This window comes from Scytonema hofmannii PCC 7110, from assembly GCF_000346485.2.
Taxonomy (GTDB): Bacteria; Cyanobacteriota; Cyanobacteriia; order Cyanobacteriales; family Nostocaceae; genus Scytonema; species Scytonema hofmannii.
Genome location: NZ_KQ976354.1, coordinates 10,913,391 through 10,935,449, shown reverse-complemented (window position 1 = coordinate 10,935,449; position 22,059 = coordinate 10,913,391). Strand labels below are relative to the sequence as shown.

Here is a 22,059-nt window from a genome sequence, read left to right as displayed (position 1 = left end):
GAGAATCACTATCTGCGTGCATCTGCGTTCATCTGCGGTTACAAAACATAAATATTTGGATAGCTAAGTATGCAATTACAGAAATTAACAATAGACGCACCCGTTTCTTCAGTAACTCTGTTAGAAGACCGAGCACAAGTGCGGCGAATTGGTAAAGTTAATTTAAGTCAGGGATTGTGGCGCGTTAGAGTTGAGCACGTTGCTCCCGTGCTTTCGGATAAGTCTCTCCGTGCTGAGTATTGCGGTGAGTCTTGGGAATCGCGTATTGATGATGTACGTGTCCGTCGTCAAATGCTTGTTAAGGAAGCGGAAAGACCTGTAGAATTTCAAGCTTTGCACGCAGAATTCAGATCGCTGTTGCAGTTTTTTAACAATACTTCTGAAGATCGCCAACACTTGGAGTCTTGTTTTGAACGGGTGAATACGATTCTGAGTAAGAGTTTGCAGGAATTACCTGTGGATGCTATTTGGGGACAAATCGATCCCAAATCTTGGCGGGAACAGCTATCTATCCTGTTTAAGCAGTTACGGGATCTGCGTGGAGAAATTTTAAGCAGCTACCATACTCAGGAGCGTTTAAGCCAGCAGATTGATGATTTAATTGCCAGAGTAAATGCTTTGTCTCGTCCTGATAGGATCTATTCTGCTTATATAGAAGCAGATTTAGCGATCGCTCGATCTGGTGAATACGAAATTGCTTTTGACTACGTAGTTCCTAATGCAATGTGGCGTCCTTGGCACCAAGCGCATTTATTATTAGAAGAACAGTCGAGTGTTTCTTTTCGGATGGATGGCTGTGTATGGCAGCGCACGGGTGAAGATTGGCACAATATTGATTTAGTATTTTCCACAGCACGGGCGTCTCTGGGAACTGAGCCTCCTCTACTCAGGGATGACCAGTTAAAAGTGCAGGAAAAATCTCAGCGCATTGTTATTGAAGCCAGAAATCAGAAGATTCAGACAACAGGTTTGGGAACGGGTACAACAACCTCTTCTCCAGCTACTCCGGCGACTGTTGAGATACCCGGTGTTGATGATGGTGGCGAAGTTCGCAATCTCCGCTCTCGCAAAAAGGCGACAATTCCTTCTGATGGTCGCCCCTATCGCGTGCCAATTTTTTCTTTCTCCTCGGATGCTTTGGTAGAGTATATTTTGATGCCAGAAGTTGCCTGTCAAGTTGTTTTAAAGAGCGAACAGACGAACACAGCAAATTTACCTATTCTTGCGGGACCTGTGGATTTAGTTCGTTCTACAGAGTTTGTGGGTAAGACATCTGTAGGGTTTATTGCTCCTGGTGAAAAGTTTGCCCTAGGATGGGGTCCTGATGCAGCAATGCGGGTACAGCGTACAACCAAGGAGAAAAAAGAACAAGACCATCTCACTCAGTGGAATCAGCTGACAGAAACAAGAACATTATTTCTCTCTAATATAGGAGCAGAGGCAAGGTTTATAAAAACAATTGAACGCATTCCCGTCTCAGAATTGGAGCAAGTGAAGGTTGAGGTGATTGCAGAGGAAACTACAAATGGTGTCCAACCCGATAACAACGGTTTTTGTACTTGGAGCTTTACTCTTGAGCCTTATTCCCAAATGTCAGCCACTCTTGTTCATAGGATATCAGCTGCGCCAGAAGTGCAAGGACTGTAGGTCTAAGGGGATCGAAGAGGGACTTTGATTAAAGGAATTTTCGGTACTATCTTCACAACTTTCAAAGTTGCGGTTACAGTCATTTTCTTATAGGAAGCTTTGATTTCTACAAAGTTGATGGGTTGCTGATTTTCATCAAATCCTAAGATTCTAATTGGAAATATTGCCGTAGTTTCACCTGCTTTCACTGTCACGGTTTCCTGCACTTTCACATTTCTGCCAGTGAGTGCGATCGCAATATCTCTGTTAGGATCTGGTTGATTGAGAGTCAGTTTTCCTTGCACGGTCGTTATTCTTCGACTCCAAGTTAGACTCTCAATTTTAACTCCATTACCATTCTCTACGTGTAACGATTGAAGTCTAGGGGAAATATTCTCTGTATAAATAGACAGTTTTTCCGTCTGACGGGACTCTCCTCCTTCCAAAGATGCTGCAATTTCAACAATTTTATCTTTTAGGAAATTGCGATCGTTCATAGAAGTTAAGACCTCAAAAGGAGCTGTTGTGTTTCCAGCTTCAATTTTCAGCGATGACGGTAAGATTGTGGCAAGAGATGGCTCATCACTGGTAAAAATAATGATAACGCCATCATCTGGTGCTGTGCTCTTGAGAGTGACTGCTCCCTTCACCTTTTTACCCCAAGGTATGCGTCCTTGTTCTAGCCTTATAGAGCTGATTTCTGGTTTTGGAAGCTTTTCGGATTCAATCATCAGCGATGTTATTCTAGTTACTCCTGCATAGGTAGCTGTAATTTCAACAATGCCAGCATTTAAGGAGTTATTGCCATCAGAAGACGTGAAGATTTCAAATGAAGCTTCTTTATTCCCAGCCTCAACTTTCAAAGATGACGGTGCAACTCTAGCAAGAGATGAATTGCGACTATTGAGATTGACTATAACACCACTTTCTGGTGCTGGATGGCTGAGAATGACTCTTCCCTCCACAGTTGCACCCCCAATGACACTGCTTTGATTGAGAGATAAAGATTGGAGGGTTGGAGTTTCAGGCTGAGTTATTGTTGGGCTGTGAGTTGGAGTTGGGACGGGAGTTTCAGTAGGAGGTGTTGTTTGGATAGGAGTCTCAGTTGGGACGGGAGTTGTGGTAGGAGGTGTTGTTTGGATAGGAGTCTCAGTTGGGACGGGAGTTTTGCTTGGGATGGGAATCTGAGTTGTTGAGTAGTCTTGGGCTTGTGGCTTTGAGTACAAAAACCATAGAATGAGGAACAGCAATCCCCCTAGTGTTAAGAGTAAAACAGCAAGACTACCTTTAAACAACAATGGATCGCGTGTACGTGGTGGACTAACGGCGGATTCAGATTGTGGCTTGGTCTGAGGTGGTAAAGGGGGTTCCAAAAGAAATTCCAGATTGTGACGGGTGACTTCCGCTCCAATTTGGTCATTCAGAGATTCTCTAATACGAAGCGCTTGTGTTAAATAATCTCGTGCTTGCGTGACTTCACTCAGACAAAGAGAACGAGTTCCTAATTGATGTAAGGCAAAAGCTTCAACTGCTGGGTCTCCAAGAACACGCGCCGCCTGAAGCAGATGCTGCAGCACTATTTGCCACGTACCCCATTGCCCACTCAAAGCAAGTGTACCTTCTATACCTCTTCCCAAGCAAATCACGTCAGACCAGCGACCAACTTTGACAGCCCACTCTAAAACTTGGAGAATGGCATCACATTCTTCTAATAAACTTTGTGGAGTTGTTTGTTGTTGAATCCAAGTGGTGAAGTATGTTGTAGCCTTCTCCAAAAAAGGTGTTAAGTTCCAGTGTTGTTGAATGTACTCAATCAAGTTGTTACTTAAACTGTAACGCGAACCATCAACTTGCAATAAGTTACGCCGTGTTAATGTTTCTAGCACAAGCTTGACTTGTGGAATTTCAGTTAAATTTTCTAGCAATTCTACTCCCAAGGCTACACCACCCAAAGCTGCTAATGCCGTGACAATTAACTTCTGTGGTTTTTGTAAGGAAGCCAGAAGTTGTTCAACCCAGCCTAGAGTTGAAGTGGTAGATTGTATTCGCTCTTGCATAAGTGCTAGCGAAATATTGTCCTCTCTGACAAGCGCGACTGTTTGCAGGATTCGCAATGGATGTCCCTGTAAAGCAGTGCAAAGTTTTTCTGCAACAAGGCGTTCTTCCGGGCTAAGAGTGCGCCCCAGTTCTCTTGCAACAAGAGACACCGCATCATTTAAGTGCAGTCCGTGGAGTCCTACAGAGTGTCCTTCTCCCCACAATTGGCGTTCTTGTGAAGTGACAAGAAAAGTACAACTCGGTAAGCTATTGAGTAGATTTTCTAATTCTTCTCCATTGAGCTTTGCAACTTCTAATATAATAAGAATTCTTTTTTCCTGGAAAGCATGACGTATTTGAATATCTGTTGATTTAAAAGGAACGCTACTTTCATGAAAAGCATTGAAAAGAATTTGGAGCAAATCGGAAACTGGTTGGTGACGAGTTGAGTGATGGTAAACAATCCCATCGGAGAAAGCAGGAGTTATTGAGGGATGATGAGCTAGATGTCTCAGTAATGCTGTTTTTCCTATCCCTGGGGAACCATAGAATTCTACTGGTTGGTCATAGGGTAGAGCATTCACTGCAACTTTCACTTCTTCCCGACGACCTAACAATAAGGGAAAAGAACGGGGAACTAAAAGGACAGGAAGAGAACGAAGTTGTGGAGATTGTTGCTGTTCCCCATGGGAGACATTGACGGTACTTCCTGTAATCGAGCCAATTTGAACTTGAAGGATACCATTACCAGTTGCTTGCTGACTTCTATTATCAACAGACAAGGATTCTATCTGTCCAACGTATCCAAACTGAATAGCATGGTTGCCAGCCGACTGTGAAATAGTACCCTGCATAATCTTAATTCTAGCGATGAAAGTTCAGATTTCCAGCTTGTCCGATGTGTCCAAATTGAATCGCGTTATCTCCAGCCTGTTGGTTGATATTTGGTAAAGCTGATTCTTGCTGATTTTCTTGTGTCGATCGCTCTTTTGTATTCCCTAAATTAGATTCTTGGTTGGAATTTGTTGCACTGTTAACAGAAACTGCACTTTCCCTACTTTTTAAGACTGGGGCTTCTAACTCCGAAATTCCTTGTAGAGCGATCGCATGACAGCCAAATTTGTAAGCAAACTCATAGGATTTCCCTGCTCCAAGTGCATCATAAAACCCTTTAGCAAAATCAATGGCTGCGCGATCGTTAATAGTCTGGCTCATACCAACTACATAATTTATATGTTGGTGAATTGCTTCAGCTTGCGTTTCAGAATAGCAAGCATTCAAGAAAACACACTCAATAGTTTCCTTAAACAATTCAAATAATCCTGCTAGAGATTGCGTGCTAACTAATTGCAGTTCTCCAGAGTTATTTTCTAAAGCCAAGCCATCACTTCCTACCCCATGTCCGGAAAAATGGACAATCTGTGGTTGGTAATCTAACAAAGCTCGATACAAGTCTTCAATGCGAACTGCCCATCTCGTAATAATTTCAAACTGTTCTCTAGCTTTGGCACGTTCCAAACCCGCTTGTATTTCCCGTACCTCTTCATCTAAACGCAGCTTGCTTGTGTTCTTTGGATTTGCTGATAGGATAAGGATTTTTTTGATCATTAGCTGCTCGCGTAGAAAATTTATCTTACTTTTCGGTATACACGCTCAGATTTACGCACAGTTTTCTATTTATTTACAAAAATTTATAAAAGGTTCAGACAGGGATAGCCACCCCCTATGCAGGAATTGATTTCTTAGAAGCCCCTCAGTTAAATTATGATGGTGTTTGGTTATGATTTAGCCATTTCAAGTAAAATCTTAACTCACCTAAAGATTAATAATGGATTTAAGGTCGAAGCAAGTCACCTCTTTTTCATTTGATGTCGCTACCGTTAATGCTAAGGGCGAGATCGTTAACCAAGAACAGCGTCAAGTTCAGTCTTTAACGGAAGACTTTGGTAATGGCGTTACTCTAGACATGGTTGCTATTCCTGGCGGTACATTCACAATGGGTGCTTCTGAAGCAGAATGTAGCAGCGAAGACTCCGAGCGACCCTTACACCAGGTCACAATTCAACCTTTTTTCATGGGGAAGTATCATATTACCCAAGAACAATGGCAAATGGTTGCAACTTTTGAACGAGTCAATTGCGAACTCGATCCCGATCCATCTAGATTTAAAACGAGCGATCGCCCTGTAGAAACAATATCATGGTATGAAGCCGTGGAATTTTGTGACAGACTATCAAAATACACCGGACGTACTTACCGTCTTCCAAGTGAGTCAGAGTGGGAATACGCATGCCGTGCTAACACAACAACTCCGTTCCACTTTGGTGACACAATTACTACCGATTTAGTGAATTATAACGGTGTTAATACTTATGGTGATAGTCCTAAAGGGAAATATCGTGGAGAGACAACACCTGTAGGCAGTTTTGGGGTAGCAAACGCCTTTGGATTGTACGATATGCATGGGTTACTGTGGGAATGGTGTGCTGACCATTGGCATGAAAACTATGAAGGAGCACCTACAGATGGTAGTGCTTGGTTAAATTCTAGGGATCGTAGTAGAGTAGTACTGCGTGGTGGTTCTTGGGACTTTACCCCGTGGTTTTGTCGTTCGGCATTTCGCTTCCATCTCGAGCCAGACGACAAGGGTAATAACATTGGGTTTCGAGTTGTGCAATTCCCGATAAACTTACCTCACCTGAGTCAGTCATAATTCCGGAAGTATAGCAATCTTGAATGATTTGTAAGAGTCGAGAAACCCGGTTTCTTTGCGTAAGGCTTAACGTGTTGATGAACTTTACAAAGTTAGATTATTGCCAATATTTACTTGAGCAGTCAAATCAACTATACTCTTACTCACTTAGCACAACACTTATAAAATTCATATGTGTTTGGTCTAATTTTAATTGCCGCATGGCTGTCTGCCCACTCGCACTTTATGCCAGTTGTGTAAGTCATAGGAAAGTTTTGATTCTTTCAGCTTAGTGAGGATGATGAGTCACGGAGAGCAAAACTATGAGATTGAGAGACAATCTTGGTATGCACCTAATCTTCCGGAAACAGAAGAAATCAATCAAGAGGGATGTAAGTCACTCAAAGACAAAATTGATGTTGTCATCATCACTGCAACAGAAGTTGAACTGAAAGCGGTAGCAAAGTTACTCCAGCCATATCCTCGCCGGAAAAAAGTTTTACAGCAAAAGATAGCAGATGTGTTGGTTGCTTCCAAAATTATCTTCTACGAACAACAGCGCATAGGGGAAGAAATTGTTTATCGCGGTAGCATTCCACCAAGTAACACAACATTGCTGAATCGTTTTGAAAACGTTCAAAATTGGAAGTTCACTCGTCCTGACGGTTCACATTGCAACCTGATTGTTAATCCGATTTTATCTGGAGAAAAATTAGTTGACAATCCAGAATTCAAAGCCGCCCTGTTTCAGCAGTTTCCCCAAGCAGTGGGAGGAGAAATGGAAGGGGCTGGACTTTGTGCTGCATCTGGGCGCATAGGTACAGCATGGATTTTAGTCAAGTCTATCTGCAATTGGGGTGATGGCAAAAAACACAAACAACATCAACCTTTAGCGGCGGCGGCGGCGACTTCACTTGTACATCATGTGTTGTCTCAAAAAACTGTACTGAATTCTATTAAAAAGTCTGAAAGTCAAGGAGCGTCCTCACCAAATTTACTAGAACCATTTCATTTATTAGGGTCTCAAAAGAAACAATTTATTGATGCTTTGATGGATGCTTTTCGTAGTAAAAACTCTTTAGAGATGATGCTGAGTGATAAGTTAGATTGGAATTTAAATCAAATAGTTGGTGGAAACAATTATGAAGACATTGTGTTTAGTTTAATTGATTATGCAGAAGATCGGGAAAAACTCATAGAACTTTTAGAAGCTGCAAAAAGAGCTAATCCTGATAACCCTAAATTACGCAATTTTTATGTAGATTTAGTAAATTCTTAACAATTTCGTGTAGCCAATCCAATCTTTATTAATCTTGACATAGCTCGTCAATAGGTGGATGCCAACCTGCCGTTAACCACACAAGTACTTTGCTCTTTTACGAACTTGTAAGCGAATAAAATTATTGATATCCACAACTAAGAAGCAAGTTTAGCATTGATAAAACTGAAAATTTTTTCTAATTCTAATAAACCAGCTAATTCTGCTTGTTCATCAGCATTTAGTAAACGTTCTTTATTCTTTTCTAAAAGTTCCTCTAAACGAATTTGCAATTCTTCGCTAAAAGAAAAAGGACGGAATTGATCTGCAAGATTAAGTTTTATTCCATCTGGTAACCAAGACGAAGGCTGCTTCATTAATTCTTTCATAAGAATCTCCTTACTAGAGTATTTTAGTCAATAAATTTTGTTCAAACCATTTAAGACAGTTGATTGAGATAATACGTAATGAACTAATGAAGCGGCGGCGGCTGCAGCTAAAGCTTGATGCTTATCATCTTTTTTTCCATCCGCCCAGTCATAAATAGATTTAACTAAAATCCATGCTGTACCCATACGTCCTGAAGCAGCACAAAGACCTGCTCCTTCCATTTCTCCACCAATTGCGTCTGGAAAGGTCTGAAAAAGCTTTGCTTTGAATTCCGGGTTATCTACCAATTTTTCACCCGACAAAATAGAACCAAAAATTACCTCAGAATATGAGCCATCAGGACGTGAGAATTTCCAATTTTGTGAATTTTCAAACCGATTAAGTAGTATAGTATTACTAGGGGGAATGCTGCCCCGATAAATTATCTCCTCTCCAATGCGTTGCTGTTCGTAAGAAATTATTTCAGAAGCTACTAATACATCTGCAATCTTTTGTGTTGTTGCATCTTTACCAAATGCAATCCCAACCATAATAACTGCCTTCGGGTGCCATAGACGTTGAGCTTGTTCTGTAGCTAGAATAACTGACCCTTCTCCAATTGCACCCATACGACACTTGGTAACTACGGTGGGAAAAGCTCCAAATTTTCCTAGATAATATGTCTCAGCCCCCGAATATAGTAGCAGTACTCTCTTCCGAGGTGGAAAAGGTTTGAGATAGCGTGTTACCGCCTTAAGTTCTACATCTGTTGCTGTAATAATCACCACTTCAATTTTTTCTTGATAAATTTCTGACTCTTCTGAAGCGATCGCTGTAGTTTTTGGAAGATCTTGAATAAACCAAGGTTGCTCTTCTTCTTGATACTCTAATAGTTCTTGCTCGGAATCATATGGGATAATACTATCGTCAAAAATCGGCATAAAGACCTGTTGCTTAGTACCCATCCTCATGTCACAAGTAGAGCCGCGCATTACAGCCTCAATAAGCCGTTTGTTAAAAAATTCTGGAGACTCTGCTATCAATTTTGTTAAATCTTTAATCCATGGGTTAAAAGATTTGGCGGCTATATTTTTTAACTCCATTAAGATCGCATCTCTTGGCTTTCGTTCTAGCATCATCTCTAGCAAAGAAACTAATTCAACATTGCCTGAGTGTAAAGAAAGAGAAACTAATTCTTCGATACATTCAGCTAACGCTTTTGTATTCATCGAACTTCTGAAAGCATTTTCTAAGCTCGTGACTCTTTCTAGCAAATGATTTCTAAGTAGGGTAGATTTACAAATATCTTCCTCGATCTCTGCTTGAGTCATGATAAATGCTTTATGGATGGGCGATCGCCATGTTAATTTCCGATGTCTTAGCCTTAAAAAACCTCCCCAAAATGCTTCTTGCCAAACTGTTAGCTCGGAAAACTTGGGAATTTGCGGACATTCAAAATCCAGTTGACAGCCAGGAAAAATTTGAGCAATTTTTGCTAAGTTTATTAAAGCCGCTTGAGCAGCATCTGACAATGAGTTCCAACTATTTTCTAGAGGACCAAAACAACTAGATAAATCTTCAAAATCTTCTGCTTCCTGACTAATCAAGTCAATCAATGAAGGAACTCCATCAGTCAAATCGGTTAACTTTATGGCTTGCTCAATTTTCATATCGTTAAATTGACTTTGAACCTCCTTGTAAGAAAGACCCCCAATAAAATATCGTTTGGCAATATTGAAAGGAGATTCAAAATCAGAAGGTTTATGACAGCAAAGATTCCATAAACGAACACCTCCTACTACCAAAAAACGTAATTTTTCACCACCTAAGTTAGGAATTCCTATCTGCTTGTGATATTCACGTAGTAAGATGAGCAAGTCTTTTAATGGTTGCTCTGAGATATCAGCTAAAGCGTGTAAAACAATAACCAAATAATTAGTAGCAGAATTTTTGCCCAAAACATCCAAAACACTTCTCAAGCGAAAGACAACAGAAAATTCTGCCTCTTGCTTGAGAGTTTGCCTAACTTTGTCGGTTAATTCTGGTTGTGGAGGAATTTGGGTAGATGCATCAATCAAGTTATTGAGGAATCTCTCCATGAATTGTTCGCTGTTTTGTACCCCTTGAGGGAGAGCAACAGCAAGGAATTTCATACTAGGTAAAGGAGAAGTATGTGTGGTCATCAAATGAATCAGTGTTCGACTACCACTACCACGTTGACCTAATAACGCAACATAATCGGATTTTAAAATTTCGCATAAATCTTTTCTCAACTGTAGACGCTCAATCAGGGTTGGCATTAGGCTACCCTCCCTTTGTCTAATTCTGATTCCAAAAGAGATTCGGGGTCATTCGCTTTTATGGCATCTATTAAATAACCGGATAACACGCGGTAAAAACTATATCTGAATTTTTGCAAGACCCCAAATCGGCTAAGAAAATCCAGTGCTCTATCGAGTCGATCTCTTTTTAAATCAATTCCATACTGTTGGAAAACTTCTGTAATATCTTTTCTTTGTACCTCTCCCTTCATAGCAGTAAAGAGAGTAATTGCCATAGAATCCCATGTTTGAGCGTATCTGTAATGCTCGAACACAATATCCAGAAACCCAGGACATTGCTCAACCTCTTCAATCATCGCATCACTGATTTCCGATACACCACTTTGACGAAGAGCATCTAATAGTTGGAGACAAAACTCTTGAATTAAGACTGCTACACCTGCAGTTCCTTGATAAATACGATTAGCTTGAAGATCGGAAACCTCAAATCCCAATAATTTCATAGGTCTCTGAATCAAGTCTATTGCAGATTCTTGTGTGAGTCCTGTCAGTGTAATTTCTTCTGCAAAGTTGCGAAATGGTCCACCTTCTATGGCAATTGCTTCGCGCAATTTTGCATGACCAGCAAGAAAGAACTCACAGAAACCTCCGTTTTGCAACGCTCGCATCATTTGTCCTAAACTTGAGTCAATTTTGATATCCTCTTGAATCATTTTGTCTACTTCATCTAAGAGAAAGATGAGGCGACAATCTGGGTTATTTATACTAAAGATTTTCAAAGCTGAAGACCAATCTTGTATGCTCATCCCTGTAAAATAGCTTTTTCCTACGGGATCTAATGTGTCTTTAAAAAAAGACTGGAACTCGAAAAATGTTAGAGGACCAATGACCTTACAGAACCGTTGTTGTAATTTTTCCTTTAGCTTCTCCAAAAAAGAGGTTTTGCCACTACGGTGAGCACCAATAATAATTCCCCCTCTTTGATCGCCACTCGTTATGCGTGCCAATTCATTCTCTCGTCCAAAAAACAGTTTAGCAATCCCCCTGGTTTTATACGGTAGCATACCAGGTAAGGCAACTACGTTAATTTGTCCAAACAAAAACCTAGCTAACCAAACAAGAAGGTCGTTGTCTGGAGTTGCAATCATTTCGATTAAAGATGAGGAACTCAACCAGATGACTGGTAATGGCGTTAGTCGATGAGGACAATTATTAGTTACTGAGGCACAAATTAAGAAAGCTCCTTCTCGTTGTTGAGTAATTTGTTGAAGTTGGTCATTGGGTATAGAGTCAGTTTCTTGATTCAAATAAAAAATAGCGCTTTGTGTTGGGAGTTGCAAACCAGTGGAGGGGAGAGTCATATCCCAAAGACTACCTTCAGGAAATTGTGGAGATGAAATGGGAGTTATATCTGTAGCACCTATCCGCCGTAGAATTGCTTGTGCTAGACGTTGATAATTTCTAATAGATTGAGACTGCAGAGATAGGCACATCTCTTGAAGATCATTTACTCTTGTTTCAATTGCTTCTGCATCTTCGTCCCGAATTCTTAAAAGCGATCGCAAACGATTTAATCTCAGACGGCTTTCCTCACTCAGAGGACATTCTTGCTGTATCGCTTGTGAAAATTCTTCTTCATAGCGCTTTGTAGCTCGGTCATATTCTTGTAATTTCAGTTGACCCCTCTTTACAAGTATTGGGGTTAAGCATTCTGAAACATCTCCTCTTCTAAGTGAGATCGCCGCACTACCAAATTGATAAGCTTCCTCAATTGAACGCCCGGTAGCCAAAGCATCATAAAAACTAGCTGCAAAATCTAAAGCCGCAAAATCTCTTTCTCGGCTAATCCCAATCACGTAGGAAATATTTTGAGCGATCGCATTAGCTTGTATTTCAGAATAACAACCATCAAGTAGCACGCACTCTACTAAGTTAGCAAACAATTCAAATAGCCTTGCCAAAGATTTATGACTCACAAACTGTGTGACTCCTGTAGAATCCTCAAGAGCAAGTCCATGCTCTCCTGCTCCATGTCCGAAAACATGAACAATCTTTGGCGCATAGTCCAACAAGGCGCGGCGCAAGTCATCCACACGTACAATCAACTTAGTAATGATTTCAAATCTCTCTCGGTTTTTATCTCGTTTCAGTACAGCTTTAATTGCGTGTACTTCTTCCTCTAGGCGTAGAGTGTTTTTAGGATTAGCCGCTAAAAGGAGAATTTTTAGGGATTTTTTTTGAGTCATAAAACTTAATTATTTAATTTCTTGAGGGCTTTGAATATTAGAATCTTTTTAATACGAACTGAGAACTGTAAACTTGCTTTCGGTCTTAACAGTTTGTATCAATATACTTGCTGTCATCTTATTATCTCAATAATACTAATATTGCTCGTGCATTTAGTCTATTTTCCATAAAGGACTTCATCTAGATAAGCTATAATTCCGGAATGCAAATACCTTTAAATCAAGAAACAGTGAATCCATATACTCCTCCTGAAGAATTGGAATAGTGATCGCACCATACATTCATTCAAATTGGCGTGGCGATCGCAATCAGACAGAAAAACAAAGTCAGACGATAAAATTAAGTTATGGAGTTTTTTTACAGGATCTTTTTTTAACTAATTTTTACAAAAATACTAAAAATGAAACAGGTGCATTACACACTTTTTTTCTTCACCTTACCCATAGCAACCATATTAAGTTTTACTTTTTTCACCGTCGCCATAGCGGAAGTCATTCCCGATAATACTCTCGGTGCAGAAAGTTCCATTATCACTCCCAATGTCGTCATTAAAGGCATTCTTAGCGAGGAGATTGGTGGGGGCGCAGTTCGCGGTGCGAACCTATTCCACAGTTTTCAAGACTTTAATATTAATACAGCTAGAGGAGCTTATTTTTCCAATCCACCAGGAATTGCGAACATCCTCAGTCGTATCACTGGGAGTAATCCCTCGAAAATTCTGGGAACACTTGGTGTATTAGGCAATGCTAACCTATTTTTCATCAATCCCAATGGTATTATCTTTGGACAAAACACCCGGTTGGATGTGGGTGGTTCATTTTTGGCAAGTACAGCTAACAGTTTAGTCACCAGACACCCAAATCACTGCCACATCCAATCTTGGTCTACACTATAGCGGTCAGGTGCAACTGAATAACCCGAACGTCAATCCAAGCCAAGGTTTAGTTGAATTACCAAACTCTGTCATAGACCCGACACGGCTGATTGCTCAAAATCCTTGTCAACAGAGTGTTGGAAGTAAATTTACCGTCACCGGACATGGCGGTTTACCACCTGCTCCCTACGATCGGTTAACACCTGACGCGGTAATAGTAGATTTGGTGGCTCTCCAACCAATAGCAGAAAAACATTTGCGTTCATCTGTCACTGCTCAACCAACTACTGTTACATTAGAACGCATTGTGGAAGCTACTGAGTGGTTGATAAACGAAAAAGGCGAGGTGTTATTGACAGCTAATGACAATACCACTTCACATCAATTATGGCAGAAACCCGTATTTTGTAGCGCTAGTTAAAAATTGACCCGGTTTTAATTGAGCGAAAACTCAACAACTCTATCTACTTTATGGGAATGCTGTGCTGACCATTGGCATGAAAACATGGATAGGCGATCGCCAAGTTAATTTTCGATGCCTTATATCATGTCCGACTAATTACTTATGATACCGATTCTACCCCACCCGCCTGACGGCACCCTCCCCTTGCCAAGGGGAGGGTTGGGGAAGGGTCTTTTTATGATAAGTGATTTACCGGACATGATATTAGCCTTAAAAAACCTCCCCAAAATGCCTCTTGCCAAAAAGCATATTATGATAATAGGTATACCCAATCACTTTTACACTCGTTGTCGAAATGTTCTTTTGCAGTGCGAAGAATTCGATACCAATGCCAAGCTGCGTGCAATCTTCATAACCGAAAAGCTAAATCCCTTCTCATTGGGGCTACCGGAAGCCACAAACATTACGGAGCGCGTCGATTTGTGTTTGAACTATTTGCTCCAGAAACGCCACAGTAGTGGAGAACCTGTATTTCCCATTTTTCTAGAAGTATTACGCGATCGCTACCTTGAAGGAAACGCATTACGTGAAGAACTCACTCAGTGTATGGAGGAAGCAAAGCAAATCTGGAAAGAGGACAAAAGGAGTTTGCTCCCTCGCCAAGAAATAATCAATCCATCTATTTCCCCTGAAGAAGAAATTGAATATGCGATCGAAGACCAACCTTGGTATGCACCCAATCTTCCAGAAACCCAAGAAATTGATGAAAATCAATGTCAGTCGCTCAAACAAGAAATTGATGTTGTTATTATGACTGCCACAGATGTAGAACTGAAAGCAGTGGCGAAGTTGCTCAAGCCATATCCTCGTAGGAAAAAAGTTTTATTGGCATACGTTGGACCGGAAACTTACTATTTAGGAAAATTCGGCGAGTACAATACTGTTGTTACCAAATGTCGCATGGGATCGATTGGCGAGGGTTCAGTTATTCTAGCAACCGAGCAAGCTCAACGTTTGTGGAGTCCTAGAGCAGTGATTATGGTTGGGATTGCTTTTGGAAAAGACCCAAACAAGCAAAAGATAGCAGATGTGCTGGTTGCTTCCCAGATTATCTCCTACGAACAACAGCGCATTGGGGAAGAAATTGTTTATCGCAGTAGCATTCCACCAAGTCACACAACATTGCTAAATCGTTTTGAAAACGTTCAAAACTGGAAGTTCACTCGTCCCGATGGTTTACATTCCAACCTGATTGTTGGTCCCATTTTGTCAGGAGAAAAGTTAGTTGACAATCCAGAGTTCAAAGCCGCCTTGTTTCAGCAGTTTCCCCAAGCAGTGGGAGGAGAAATGGAAGGGGCTGGACTCTGTGCTGCATCAGGGCGTGTAGGTACAGCATGGATTTTAGTCAAGTCCATCTGCGATTGGGGTGATGGCAAAAAACACAAAAAACATCAACCTTTGGCGGCGGCGGTAGCGGCTTCACTTGTACATCACGTGTTGTCTCAAAAAACTGTACTGAATTCTATTAAAAAGTCCTGAGGCAACTGATATATAATGTGGCAAAACTCCTACTCCCTACTCCCTACTCCCTACTCCCTACTCCCTATTTTTAAGATAGATTATGATCGGTATACCCAATGATATCTATACTCTTTGTCGAAATGTTCTTAAGAAGTGTAGCGAATTTGATACTCACAGATCGCTACAAACAATCTTCGTCACCGAACAGCTTAGTCCTTTCTCCTCAGGACTACCAGAAGCCACAAGCAGAACGGAACGAGTGGATTTGTGTTTGAACTATCTGCTTCAGAACCGTCACCGCAGTGGAGAATCTATACTTCTTATTTTCCTAGAAGTACTGCGCGATCGCTACCCAGAGGAAAATGCATTGCATGAGGAGCTTAATGAATGCATTAGGAAAGCAGAACTTTATCTCATTAAGAAATCTGAACCTCAGTCCAAGACAAATGAGATAAGACAAGATAAGCACCGACCTACATTAGAAGAAACAATACAAGGATCGCAACTACCAGATTTCCTAGAAATAGTTAATTTAATAGGTTCTCAAAAGAAACAATTTTGTGAGACTTTAATGGATGCTTTCCGTAGTGAAAAAGCTTTAGAGATGATGCTGAGTTATGAGTTAGATTGGAAATTGCATCAAATAGCTGGTGGAGACAATTACAGAGAAATTGTGTTTAATTTAATAGACTATGCTGAAGCTCAGGGACAACTCATAGAACTTTTAGAAGCTGCAAAAAGAGCTAATCCTAGGAACTCTAAGTTACGTAATTTTTATTTTTAATAATACTTATATTACTAATATAAGCAATGGAAATCGAGTCAAATATAATTCAAACTTGAAGTTTTTTATAAGACTTTAATAAAAAAAAGTGTCAAATCTTTTTCAGGAAAATTATCATTTAATAAATCATAAATTACCAAGCAGTATTGGAACAGAGTAGAAAGTTTTGAGGTCTCTTCCATTGCATGAGAAAATTATTTCAGGAGAGTTAAAAGTGACTAGACAAGAGATTGATTATACTCGGTTAGATAAACTACTGGCGGCGGGTAAGTGGAAAGATGCAGATCAAGAAACCATTAAGGTGATGCTAAAAGCTGTTGACATACAAAACCTTCTATCATCAGCCGATCTTCTACAATTATCTTGTGAAGACTTGCATACGATTGATGAACTCTGGAGAAATTACAGTTATGGACGCTTTGGTTTTTCAACTCAAGCACGTCTTTTCCAGGAAGAGAGAAAAGTTTACTATAACTTTTGCGAACGTGTTGGTTGGCGAGTTAATGGGGAATGGATCGGTTACAATCAGCTCAATTGGACTTTGAATGCTCCCGTGGGACATCTTCCTCATATGCAAGGAAGGTATTTGTTTCCTGCAGAAGGAATCATGACAAGTCTGCGGTTAAATTCATTTGTATTGAATCTGGGCGATGTTGCTTTTGGTAACGCCGTTATAAATGACCCTACTCTTATCTCTGTTCTCTCTCAAAAACTGGCAGATTGTCATAGCTCAACGGGTGAAAACTCTCAATCTGTCAAATTAGTAGGTTCTCAAAGAAAACAGTTTTGTGAAGCTTTAATGGATGCTTTCCGTAGTGAAAAAGCTTTAGAGATAATGATAAGTTATGAGTTAGATTGGAAATTAAATCAAATATCTGGTGGAGACAATTATGAAGAAGTTGTGTTTAGTTTAATTGACTATGCTGAAGCTCAGGGACAACTCATAGAACTTTTAGAAGCTGCAAAAAGAGCTAATCCTGGTAATCCTAAATTACGCAATTTTTATTTTTAAATAAAAAATTAAGGAACAACATACTACAAAAAACTTTATGTTTAACACACCACAAGACCTTTCCCTTTGGGTTGACACTTCACTTGTTCCATATTAGCTACATTTCTAGATACTGCTTAAGTTACATCTCTTCCAATTGCTACTCTCTTCGGTGCCAATACTACAAGGGCTGAGAATTTTTGTGGGTTGGGAAAACCCTTGGAGAAACTCAACAAATGCCTGTAAATGTTGGGTTTCGTTCCTCAACCCAACCTACAGGAATTCTTTCGAGGGTAAAATCAAAAAAGTCTCATATGCCTGGTGTATAATTACATTTAATATAAATTAGGCTCCTACGTTATCATCTGCCCGTAGTTCTGTATAGATCCTGATCGGGAATGACATTGCCTTCAAGGCTTTTTAGTCGGCACGGACACTGATAACACAGGCATATTTAATACTATATTAAGGTTATGGCTCTCATTGTTCAAAAATACGGTGGTACGTCAGTTGGTTCTGTAGAACGCATCCAATCTGTGGCACAGCGTGTGTGTAAAGCTGTGAAAGCAGGAAACTCGCTGGTAGTTGTAGTTTCCGCAATGGGAAAAACCACCGATGGACTCGTTAAACTAGCTTACGAATTGGCAAAAACCCCTAACCGTCGAGAAATGGATATGCTGCTTTCAACTGGAGAGCAAGTATCCATTGCTTTACTTAGCATGGCAGTTCAGGAACTCGGACAGCCTGCTATTTCCCTCACAGGTGCTCAAGTGGGAATTGTGACTGAAGGCGAACACACCCGCGCCCGAATTTTACATATTGAAACAGAACGCATTCAGCGCCATCTCAATCAGGGTAAAGTTGTGATAGTTGCTGGATTTCAAGGTATTACAAGTACTGAGGAATTGGAAATTACCACTTTAGGACGTGGTGGTTCGGATACTTCAGCCGTGGCGTTGGCAGCTGCATTACAAGCTAATTTTTGTGAGATTTATACCGATGTACCGGGAATTTTAACCACTGACCCCCGTTTGGTTCCAGACGCAAGGTTGATGGATGAAATTACCAGTGATGAAATGCTGGAACTAGCCAGTTTGGGGGCAAAAGTATTACATCCCCGTGCTGTAGAAATTGCCCGAAACTACGGCGTTCCTTTGGTAGTGCGTTCTAGCTGGACAGAAGATCCCGGTACTTGGGTGATTTCACCCAAACCGCAGCCACGACCATTAATTAATCTAGAAATTGCCCGTCCGGTAGATAAGGTAGAATTTGATACCAACCAGGCAAGGGTTGCTCTGTTGCGCGTACCCGATAAACCAGGTGTAGCAGCACGGTTATTTGGCGAAATTTCCCGTCAAGATGTGGATGTGGATTTGATTATTCAGTCGATTCACGAAGGGAATACAAACGATATTGCCTTTACTGTGGTGACATCAATATTAAATCGAGCAGAAGCTGTAGCGGCTGCGATCGCTCCAGTTCTTCGTCACAACAGCACTAATCCAGAAGAAGCTGAGGTGATGGTACAGCAAGATATCGCCAAAGTTAGCATTGCAGGGGCGGGAATGATTGGGCGTCCCGGTGTTGCTGCTCAGATGTTTGCGGCTCTTGCGGAAGCAGGTGTTAATATCCGCATGATTTCTACCAGTGAAGTGAAGGTAAGCTGTGTCATTGCTAACACAGATTGCGATCGCGCCGTAACAGCACTTTGTCAAACATTCGAGATCTACAGTTCTTCCACTCCTCTCCTGTCCCCCCCTCTCTCTGTCCCCCCCTCTCCCCCGCCTCAAGTCAGAGGCGTTGCTTTGGATATGAACCAAGCACGATTGGCAATTCGCCAAGTCCAAGATCGTCCGGGAACAGCAGCAAAGATTTTTGGGCTGTTGGCACAACATAATGTCAGCGTAGACATGATTATTCAGTCCCAGCGCTGTCACGCGATCGATGGCATTCCTACACGAGATATTGCCTTCACCGTCGCCCGACCCGATGCAGAAGCAGCACAAAAAATGCTTCAGCACAGTGCAGCCGAACATGGTTGGGGTGAAGTCGTTTTAGATAGCGACATTGCCAAGGTGAGTGTTGTGGGTGCTGGTATGGTAGGTCAACCAGGTGTTGCCGCTAAAATGTTTGAAGCATTAGCAGAGCATAGAATTAACATCCAAATGATTACTACCTCAGAAATTAAAATTAGCTGTGTTGTAGCACGTGAGGAAGGTGTAAAAGCTTTGCAAGCTATCCATGCAGCGTTTGAGCTTGCGGGTACTGAAAGAATTCAAGTGCCAGCATAATTGTGCGATGGGCTGCTGACTGCTGTACGTTCCTCATTTTTGAAGGGTGAGAGGAATTAAAGCCTGACTGGGTAAGGCAAAAACTTAATTCTAGATCTGATGGTAGTGATACCATGTAATACTTGGAAAAGAGGTCAGAGATTAACGGTGTAATACATGGTCGCTCCCGTGTCGAATTCTTCGGTGTAATACATGGTTAAGCATTGAATTTATTTATAGGTTGTGTTGTTCGGACTCAACACGATCTGGTACTACAACGAAACTTTGACGAAGGCGTATGCCAGTTGTGGGTAGAGAATCACCAATGAGCGTGCGCTCGGCATTCGGCTGAAGGGAAGACAGCGATTTAGGGTTAAACTAGACAATGTAATACACGGAGGAGGCTAATGTCAGCTTTATCGAAAACTTTTGTCAGGGAACGCAAGAATGAGGGTTTCAGCCGACGTTTCTAGATCGGGTGAGAGCGATTGCAAGCGATAAAGATTTTCGTCCAGACTTGTTACAGTATCGTCAATTACTGGCAACTCTCGACCCGATGGGTATGCCGTTGGTCAGCGCCACTGTTGAAGGTAATGGGGCCGATGACCCGTTATATTTACCAACATGGCAAAAAATGGTCAAAGTGATTGGGCACAAAAAGTTGATCTTCATTGCCGATTGTAAAGCCGGGTCAATTGCAACCCGTGCCACCATCGCAGGTAGTGGAGGAATCTATTGCGTTCCTGTACCCATGAGTGGTCAACATCCGCAATATCTTAAGCAATGGGTACTCGACCCACCACCAGAGACATTTGAGATTCGTTTACCGCGACAAGATGAAGAAGAACCTGCTGTGGGAAAGGGCTTTGAAGTAGAGTTAGGGAAGTTTTGGTTCAATCCAGAAATCAATAAGTGGGTACGGTGGCACGAATGACTCTACCATCTTCATCTCGCCTCTGTCTGAGCTACAAAAACAAATTCTTTCCTTAATGAAGATGCCTGAGTCTCTTTATCAGGTAAATTCGGTGTTACACAAGACCTAATTACGTCTTCCCCCGATAAATCAGCGCTTTTTGACAAGAATCATCTCCTTTTATCTAAAGTCCAATGATATTGAATGTCCCGTTTCAACAGTCAGTAGAGCGCAAAGTTTTCCAGAACTCTTACTAGACCTTTATTTAAGCGGTTGTACACCATTGGCTGAAATCCCCTCAAAATTCGCTTTTTGAGCAATAGGGTTGTATGTGGCATATTTTGCGATCGCTTGCAATCGCTCTCACCCGATCTAGAAACATCGGCTGAAACCCTCATTCTTGCGTTCCCTGACAAAAGTTTTCGATAAAGCTGACATTAGCCTCCTCCGTGTATTACATTGTTTAGTTTAACCCTAAATCGCTGTCTTCCCTTCTGTATAAAAACAATAAAGTTCAACTCTTGGCAATAAACCCTTACCCCAGACAATAAAGTCCTACACACAGAACTAATATCAAATTCAAATCCTGTAATAATTCTTTATAGCTATTTCCATATTCGCCTGTTTCTAATGCTGCTATAAAATCTCGATCCCTCGCGGATTTAAAGGATTCAATGAGTAAATTCACTGCTAAAAAGTCATAAGTAAAAAAACCAGGCATTTTTGATTTTGCTAATTTAATTAATGGGTAATAGTCATTTTGCCCTCTCTGTTCTCTAAATAAGACAGTTCTAGATTCTTGAGGAATAAAAAGAAAAACTTGAGTCATGAGAGCTGCAAGGAAAATTCTTTGCGACAATTCCCTGAAAAAATTATTTGCTTCAGTTATATCTATATTAGAAACTTGACAAAGTAATGCCTCATCTTCACCTTTATTACTATCTGTTGAATAATTACATACGTATACTAAATTTTGTGATTCTAGATAACTTATAATTTTTTGTAAAATATCTTCAAGCTGTTTCTTTACTTTATAAGCTTCTGCTAAATTGAGTTTAGATACTTCTAAAATTGATTGAGACTGTTCTTGCAGTTCTTCTACTGAATTTCCTAAAGAGCTATTCAATAATTTTAAATTCGGTCTTGGTAATAAATTCATTACTTCTCTTTTTAAAATACGCTCTCTTTCTTCAATATTCTCTATTTTTTTAATACTTTCTAATCGATTAATACTTTTCTCTATATCTCTAATTTCTTGCTCTAAATTATATATTTTTTTGCTATTTTCTTATAATTTAGTAGCTGTAGAAAATGTGAAATTATTATTAGAGCCATCTATTTTAAATTTTAATAAGTCTTGAATATAAGAATCTTTGTAAGAAAAGAAATTGAGGGATACGTTCTTATCATCATGCAATATGTCTATATTAGCTAAGACTCTACTATCAGAATTTTGAGAAATTCTAAATCCTTGAAGCATATTTCTCAAATAACTTTTTCTTTCAGAATCAACAGAACAATGTAACAGGAGAAAAATTAATTGTAAAAGTGTACTTTTTCCGCCCCCATTCTGGCTACCAAGAGGAAAAATACGAGGAATAAATTCTTTTTCAAAAGTAATGTCAACGTTTTTTAAGACACGGAAATTGGGAACTTGAACTTGTAGTAAGTGCATACAAGTCTCCTACTAGCAACTGTATCTCTTTTGTAATCGATTAAGGGATGTCCAAGAAATAAATTATCCAATCTTGTGGTACGGGCGTCCTCGCCCGTCCCATGCCAGTGGCGGGCT

The 22,059-nt window shown here is 40.6% G+C and carries 16 protein-coding genes and 2 pseudogenes; 10 read left to right on the top strand and 8 right to left on the bottom strand.

Translation table 11 applies throughout. The features are described from left to right. Positions 1-69 precede the first annotated feature (69 nt). The gene (locus WA1_RS46045) at positions 70-1,647 is read left to right on the top strand and encodes a mucoidy inhibitor MuiA family protein (protein ID WP_017744296.1); all 1,578 of its coding nucleotides are present in this window, start codon (positions 70-72) and stop codon (positions 1,645-1,647) included. A 2-nt stretch (positions 1,648-1,649) separates the two neighbouring features. Here WA1_RS46045 and WA1_RS46040 read toward each other — a convergent pair whose 3' ends face one another. Then, positions 1,650-4,517, bottom strand: coding sequence for a P-loop NTPase family protein (locus tag WA1_RS46040; protein WP_017744295.1), 2,868 nt, complete (start codon positions 4,515-4,517; stop codon positions 1,650-1,652). 10 nt (positions 4,518-4,527) lie between these two features. Further along, on the bottom strand, positions 4,528-5,271 hold the full coding sequence (locus WA1_RS46035) for a CHAT domain-containing protein (protein WP_017744294.1): 744 nt from the start codon (positions 5,269-5,271) through the stop codon (positions 4,528-4,530). A gap of 220 nt (positions 5,272-5,491) precedes the next feature. Here WA1_RS46035 and WA1_RS46030 point away from each other — a divergent pair, with 220 nt between their 5' ends. Both WA1_RS46030 and WA1_RS46025 read left to right on the top strand, forming a co-directional pair. Continuing rightward, positions 5,492-6,376, top strand: a complete 885-nt coding sequence (locus WA1_RS46030; RefSeq protein ID WP_017744293.1) for a formylglycine-generating enzyme family protein — start codon at positions 5,492-5,494, stop codon at positions 6,374-6,376. A 277-nt stretch (positions 6,377-6,653) separates the two neighbouring features. Next, the gene (locus WA1_RS46025; protein ID WP_066613297.1) at positions 6,654-7,634 is read left to right on the top strand and encodes an effector-associated domain EAD1-containing protein; all 981 of its coding nucleotides are present in this window, start codon (positions 6,654-6,656) and stop codon (positions 7,632-7,634) included. Positions 7,635-7,771: 137 nt separating this feature from the next. Here WA1_RS46025 and WA1_RS46020 read toward each other — a convergent pair whose 3' ends face one another. From WA1_RS46020 to WA1_RS46010, 3 genes are read right to left on the bottom strand one after another with little or no spacing between them, the layout of a single operon-like run. Next, complete coding sequence (locus WA1_RS46020) at positions 7,772-8,002, bottom strand: hypothetical protein (RefSeq protein WP_017744291.1); 231 nt, start codon at positions 8,000-8,002, stop codon at positions 7,772-7,774. Positions 8,003-8,029: 27 nt separating this feature from the next. Continuing rightward, on the bottom strand, positions 8,030-10,282 hold the full coding sequence (locus WA1_RS46015; protein WP_017744290.1) for a 5'-methylthioadenosine/S-adenosylhomocysteine nucleosidase family protein: 2,253 nt from the start codon (positions 10,280-10,282) through the stop codon (positions 8,030-8,032). After that, positions 10,282-12,510, bottom strand: a complete 2,229-nt coding sequence (locus WA1_RS46010; protein ID WP_017744289.1) for a CHAT domain-containing protein — start codon at positions 12,508-12,510, stop codon at positions 10,282-10,284. The genes WA1_RS46015 and WA1_RS46010 overlap by 1 nt, the downstream gene beginning before the upstream one ends. A 401-nt stretch (positions 12,511-12,911) precedes the next feature. On the opposite strand from WA1_RS46010, the pseudogene WA1_RS46005 reads away from it, so the two are divergent. From WA1_RS46005 to WA1_RS45975, 7 genes and pseudogenes are all read left to right on the top strand, one after another. Beyond that, positions 12,912-13,358, top strand: a pseudogene (locus WA1_RS46005) (two-partner secretion domain-containing protein); the annotation flags it as partial. A gap of 55 nt (positions 13,359-13,413) precedes the next feature. Then, entirely contained in the window at positions 13,414-13,806 is a 393-nt protein-coding gene (locus tag WA1_RS46000; protein WP_017744287.1) for an S-layer family protein, read from the top strand. Between the two features lie 219 nt (positions 13,807-14,025). Next, the gene (locus WA1_RS45995; RefSeq protein ID WP_066613295.1) at positions 14,026-15,327 is read left to right on the top strand and encodes a 5'-methylthioadenosine/S-adenosylhomocysteine nucleosidase family protein; all 1,302 of its coding nucleotides are present in this window, start codon (positions 14,026-14,028) and stop codon (positions 15,325-15,327) included. A gap of 82 nt (positions 15,328-15,409) precedes the next feature. Beyond that, positions 15,410-16,093 (top strand): effector-associated domain EAD1-containing protein, encoded by a 684-nt coding sequence (locus WA1_RS59045; protein ID WP_201789173.1) that lies wholly within the window; start codon positions 15,410-15,412, stop codon positions 16,091-16,093. Positions 16,094-16,307: 214 nt separating this feature from the next. Next, entirely contained in the window at positions 16,308-17,105 is a 798-nt protein-coding gene (locus WA1_RS45985) for a GUN4 domain-containing protein (protein ID WP_017744285.1), read from the top strand. Positions 17,106-17,557: 452 nt separating this feature from the next. Then, positions 17,558-19,375 carry an aspartate kinase gene (locus WA1_RS45980; RefSeq protein WP_066613294.1) on the top strand — a complete coding sequence of 606 codons (1,818 nt, stop codon included), beginning with the start codon at positions 17,558-17,560 and terminating at the stop codon, positions 19,373-19,375. A gap of 478 nt (positions 19,376-19,853) precedes the next feature. Beyond that, positions 19,854-20,285, top strand: a pseudogene (locus WA1_RS45975) (IS1634 family transposase); the annotation flags it as partial. Between the two features lie 203 nt (positions 20,286-20,488). Here WA1_RS45975 and WA1_RS57800 read toward each other — a convergent pair. From WA1_RS57800 to WA1_RS45965, 3 genes are all read right to left on the bottom strand, one after another. Then, on the bottom strand, positions 20,489-20,665 hold the full coding sequence (locus tag WA1_RS57800; protein ID WP_158516606.1) for a hypothetical protein: 177 nt from the start codon (positions 20,663-20,665) through the stop codon (positions 20,489-20,491). Between the two features lie 137 nt (positions 20,666-20,802). Further along, positions 20,803-21,426 (bottom strand): hypothetical protein, encoded by a 624-nt coding sequence (locus tag WA1_RS45970; RefSeq protein ID WP_017744284.1) that lies wholly within the window; start codon positions 21,424-21,426, stop codon positions 20,803-20,805. A gap of 129 nt (positions 21,427-21,555) precedes the next feature. Next, positions 21,556-21,942, bottom strand: coding sequence for an AAA family ATPase (locus tag WA1_RS45965; protein ID WP_017744283.1), 387 nt, complete (start codon positions 21,940-21,942; stop codon positions 21,556-21,558). Positions 21,943-22,059 lie beyond the last annotated feature (117 nt).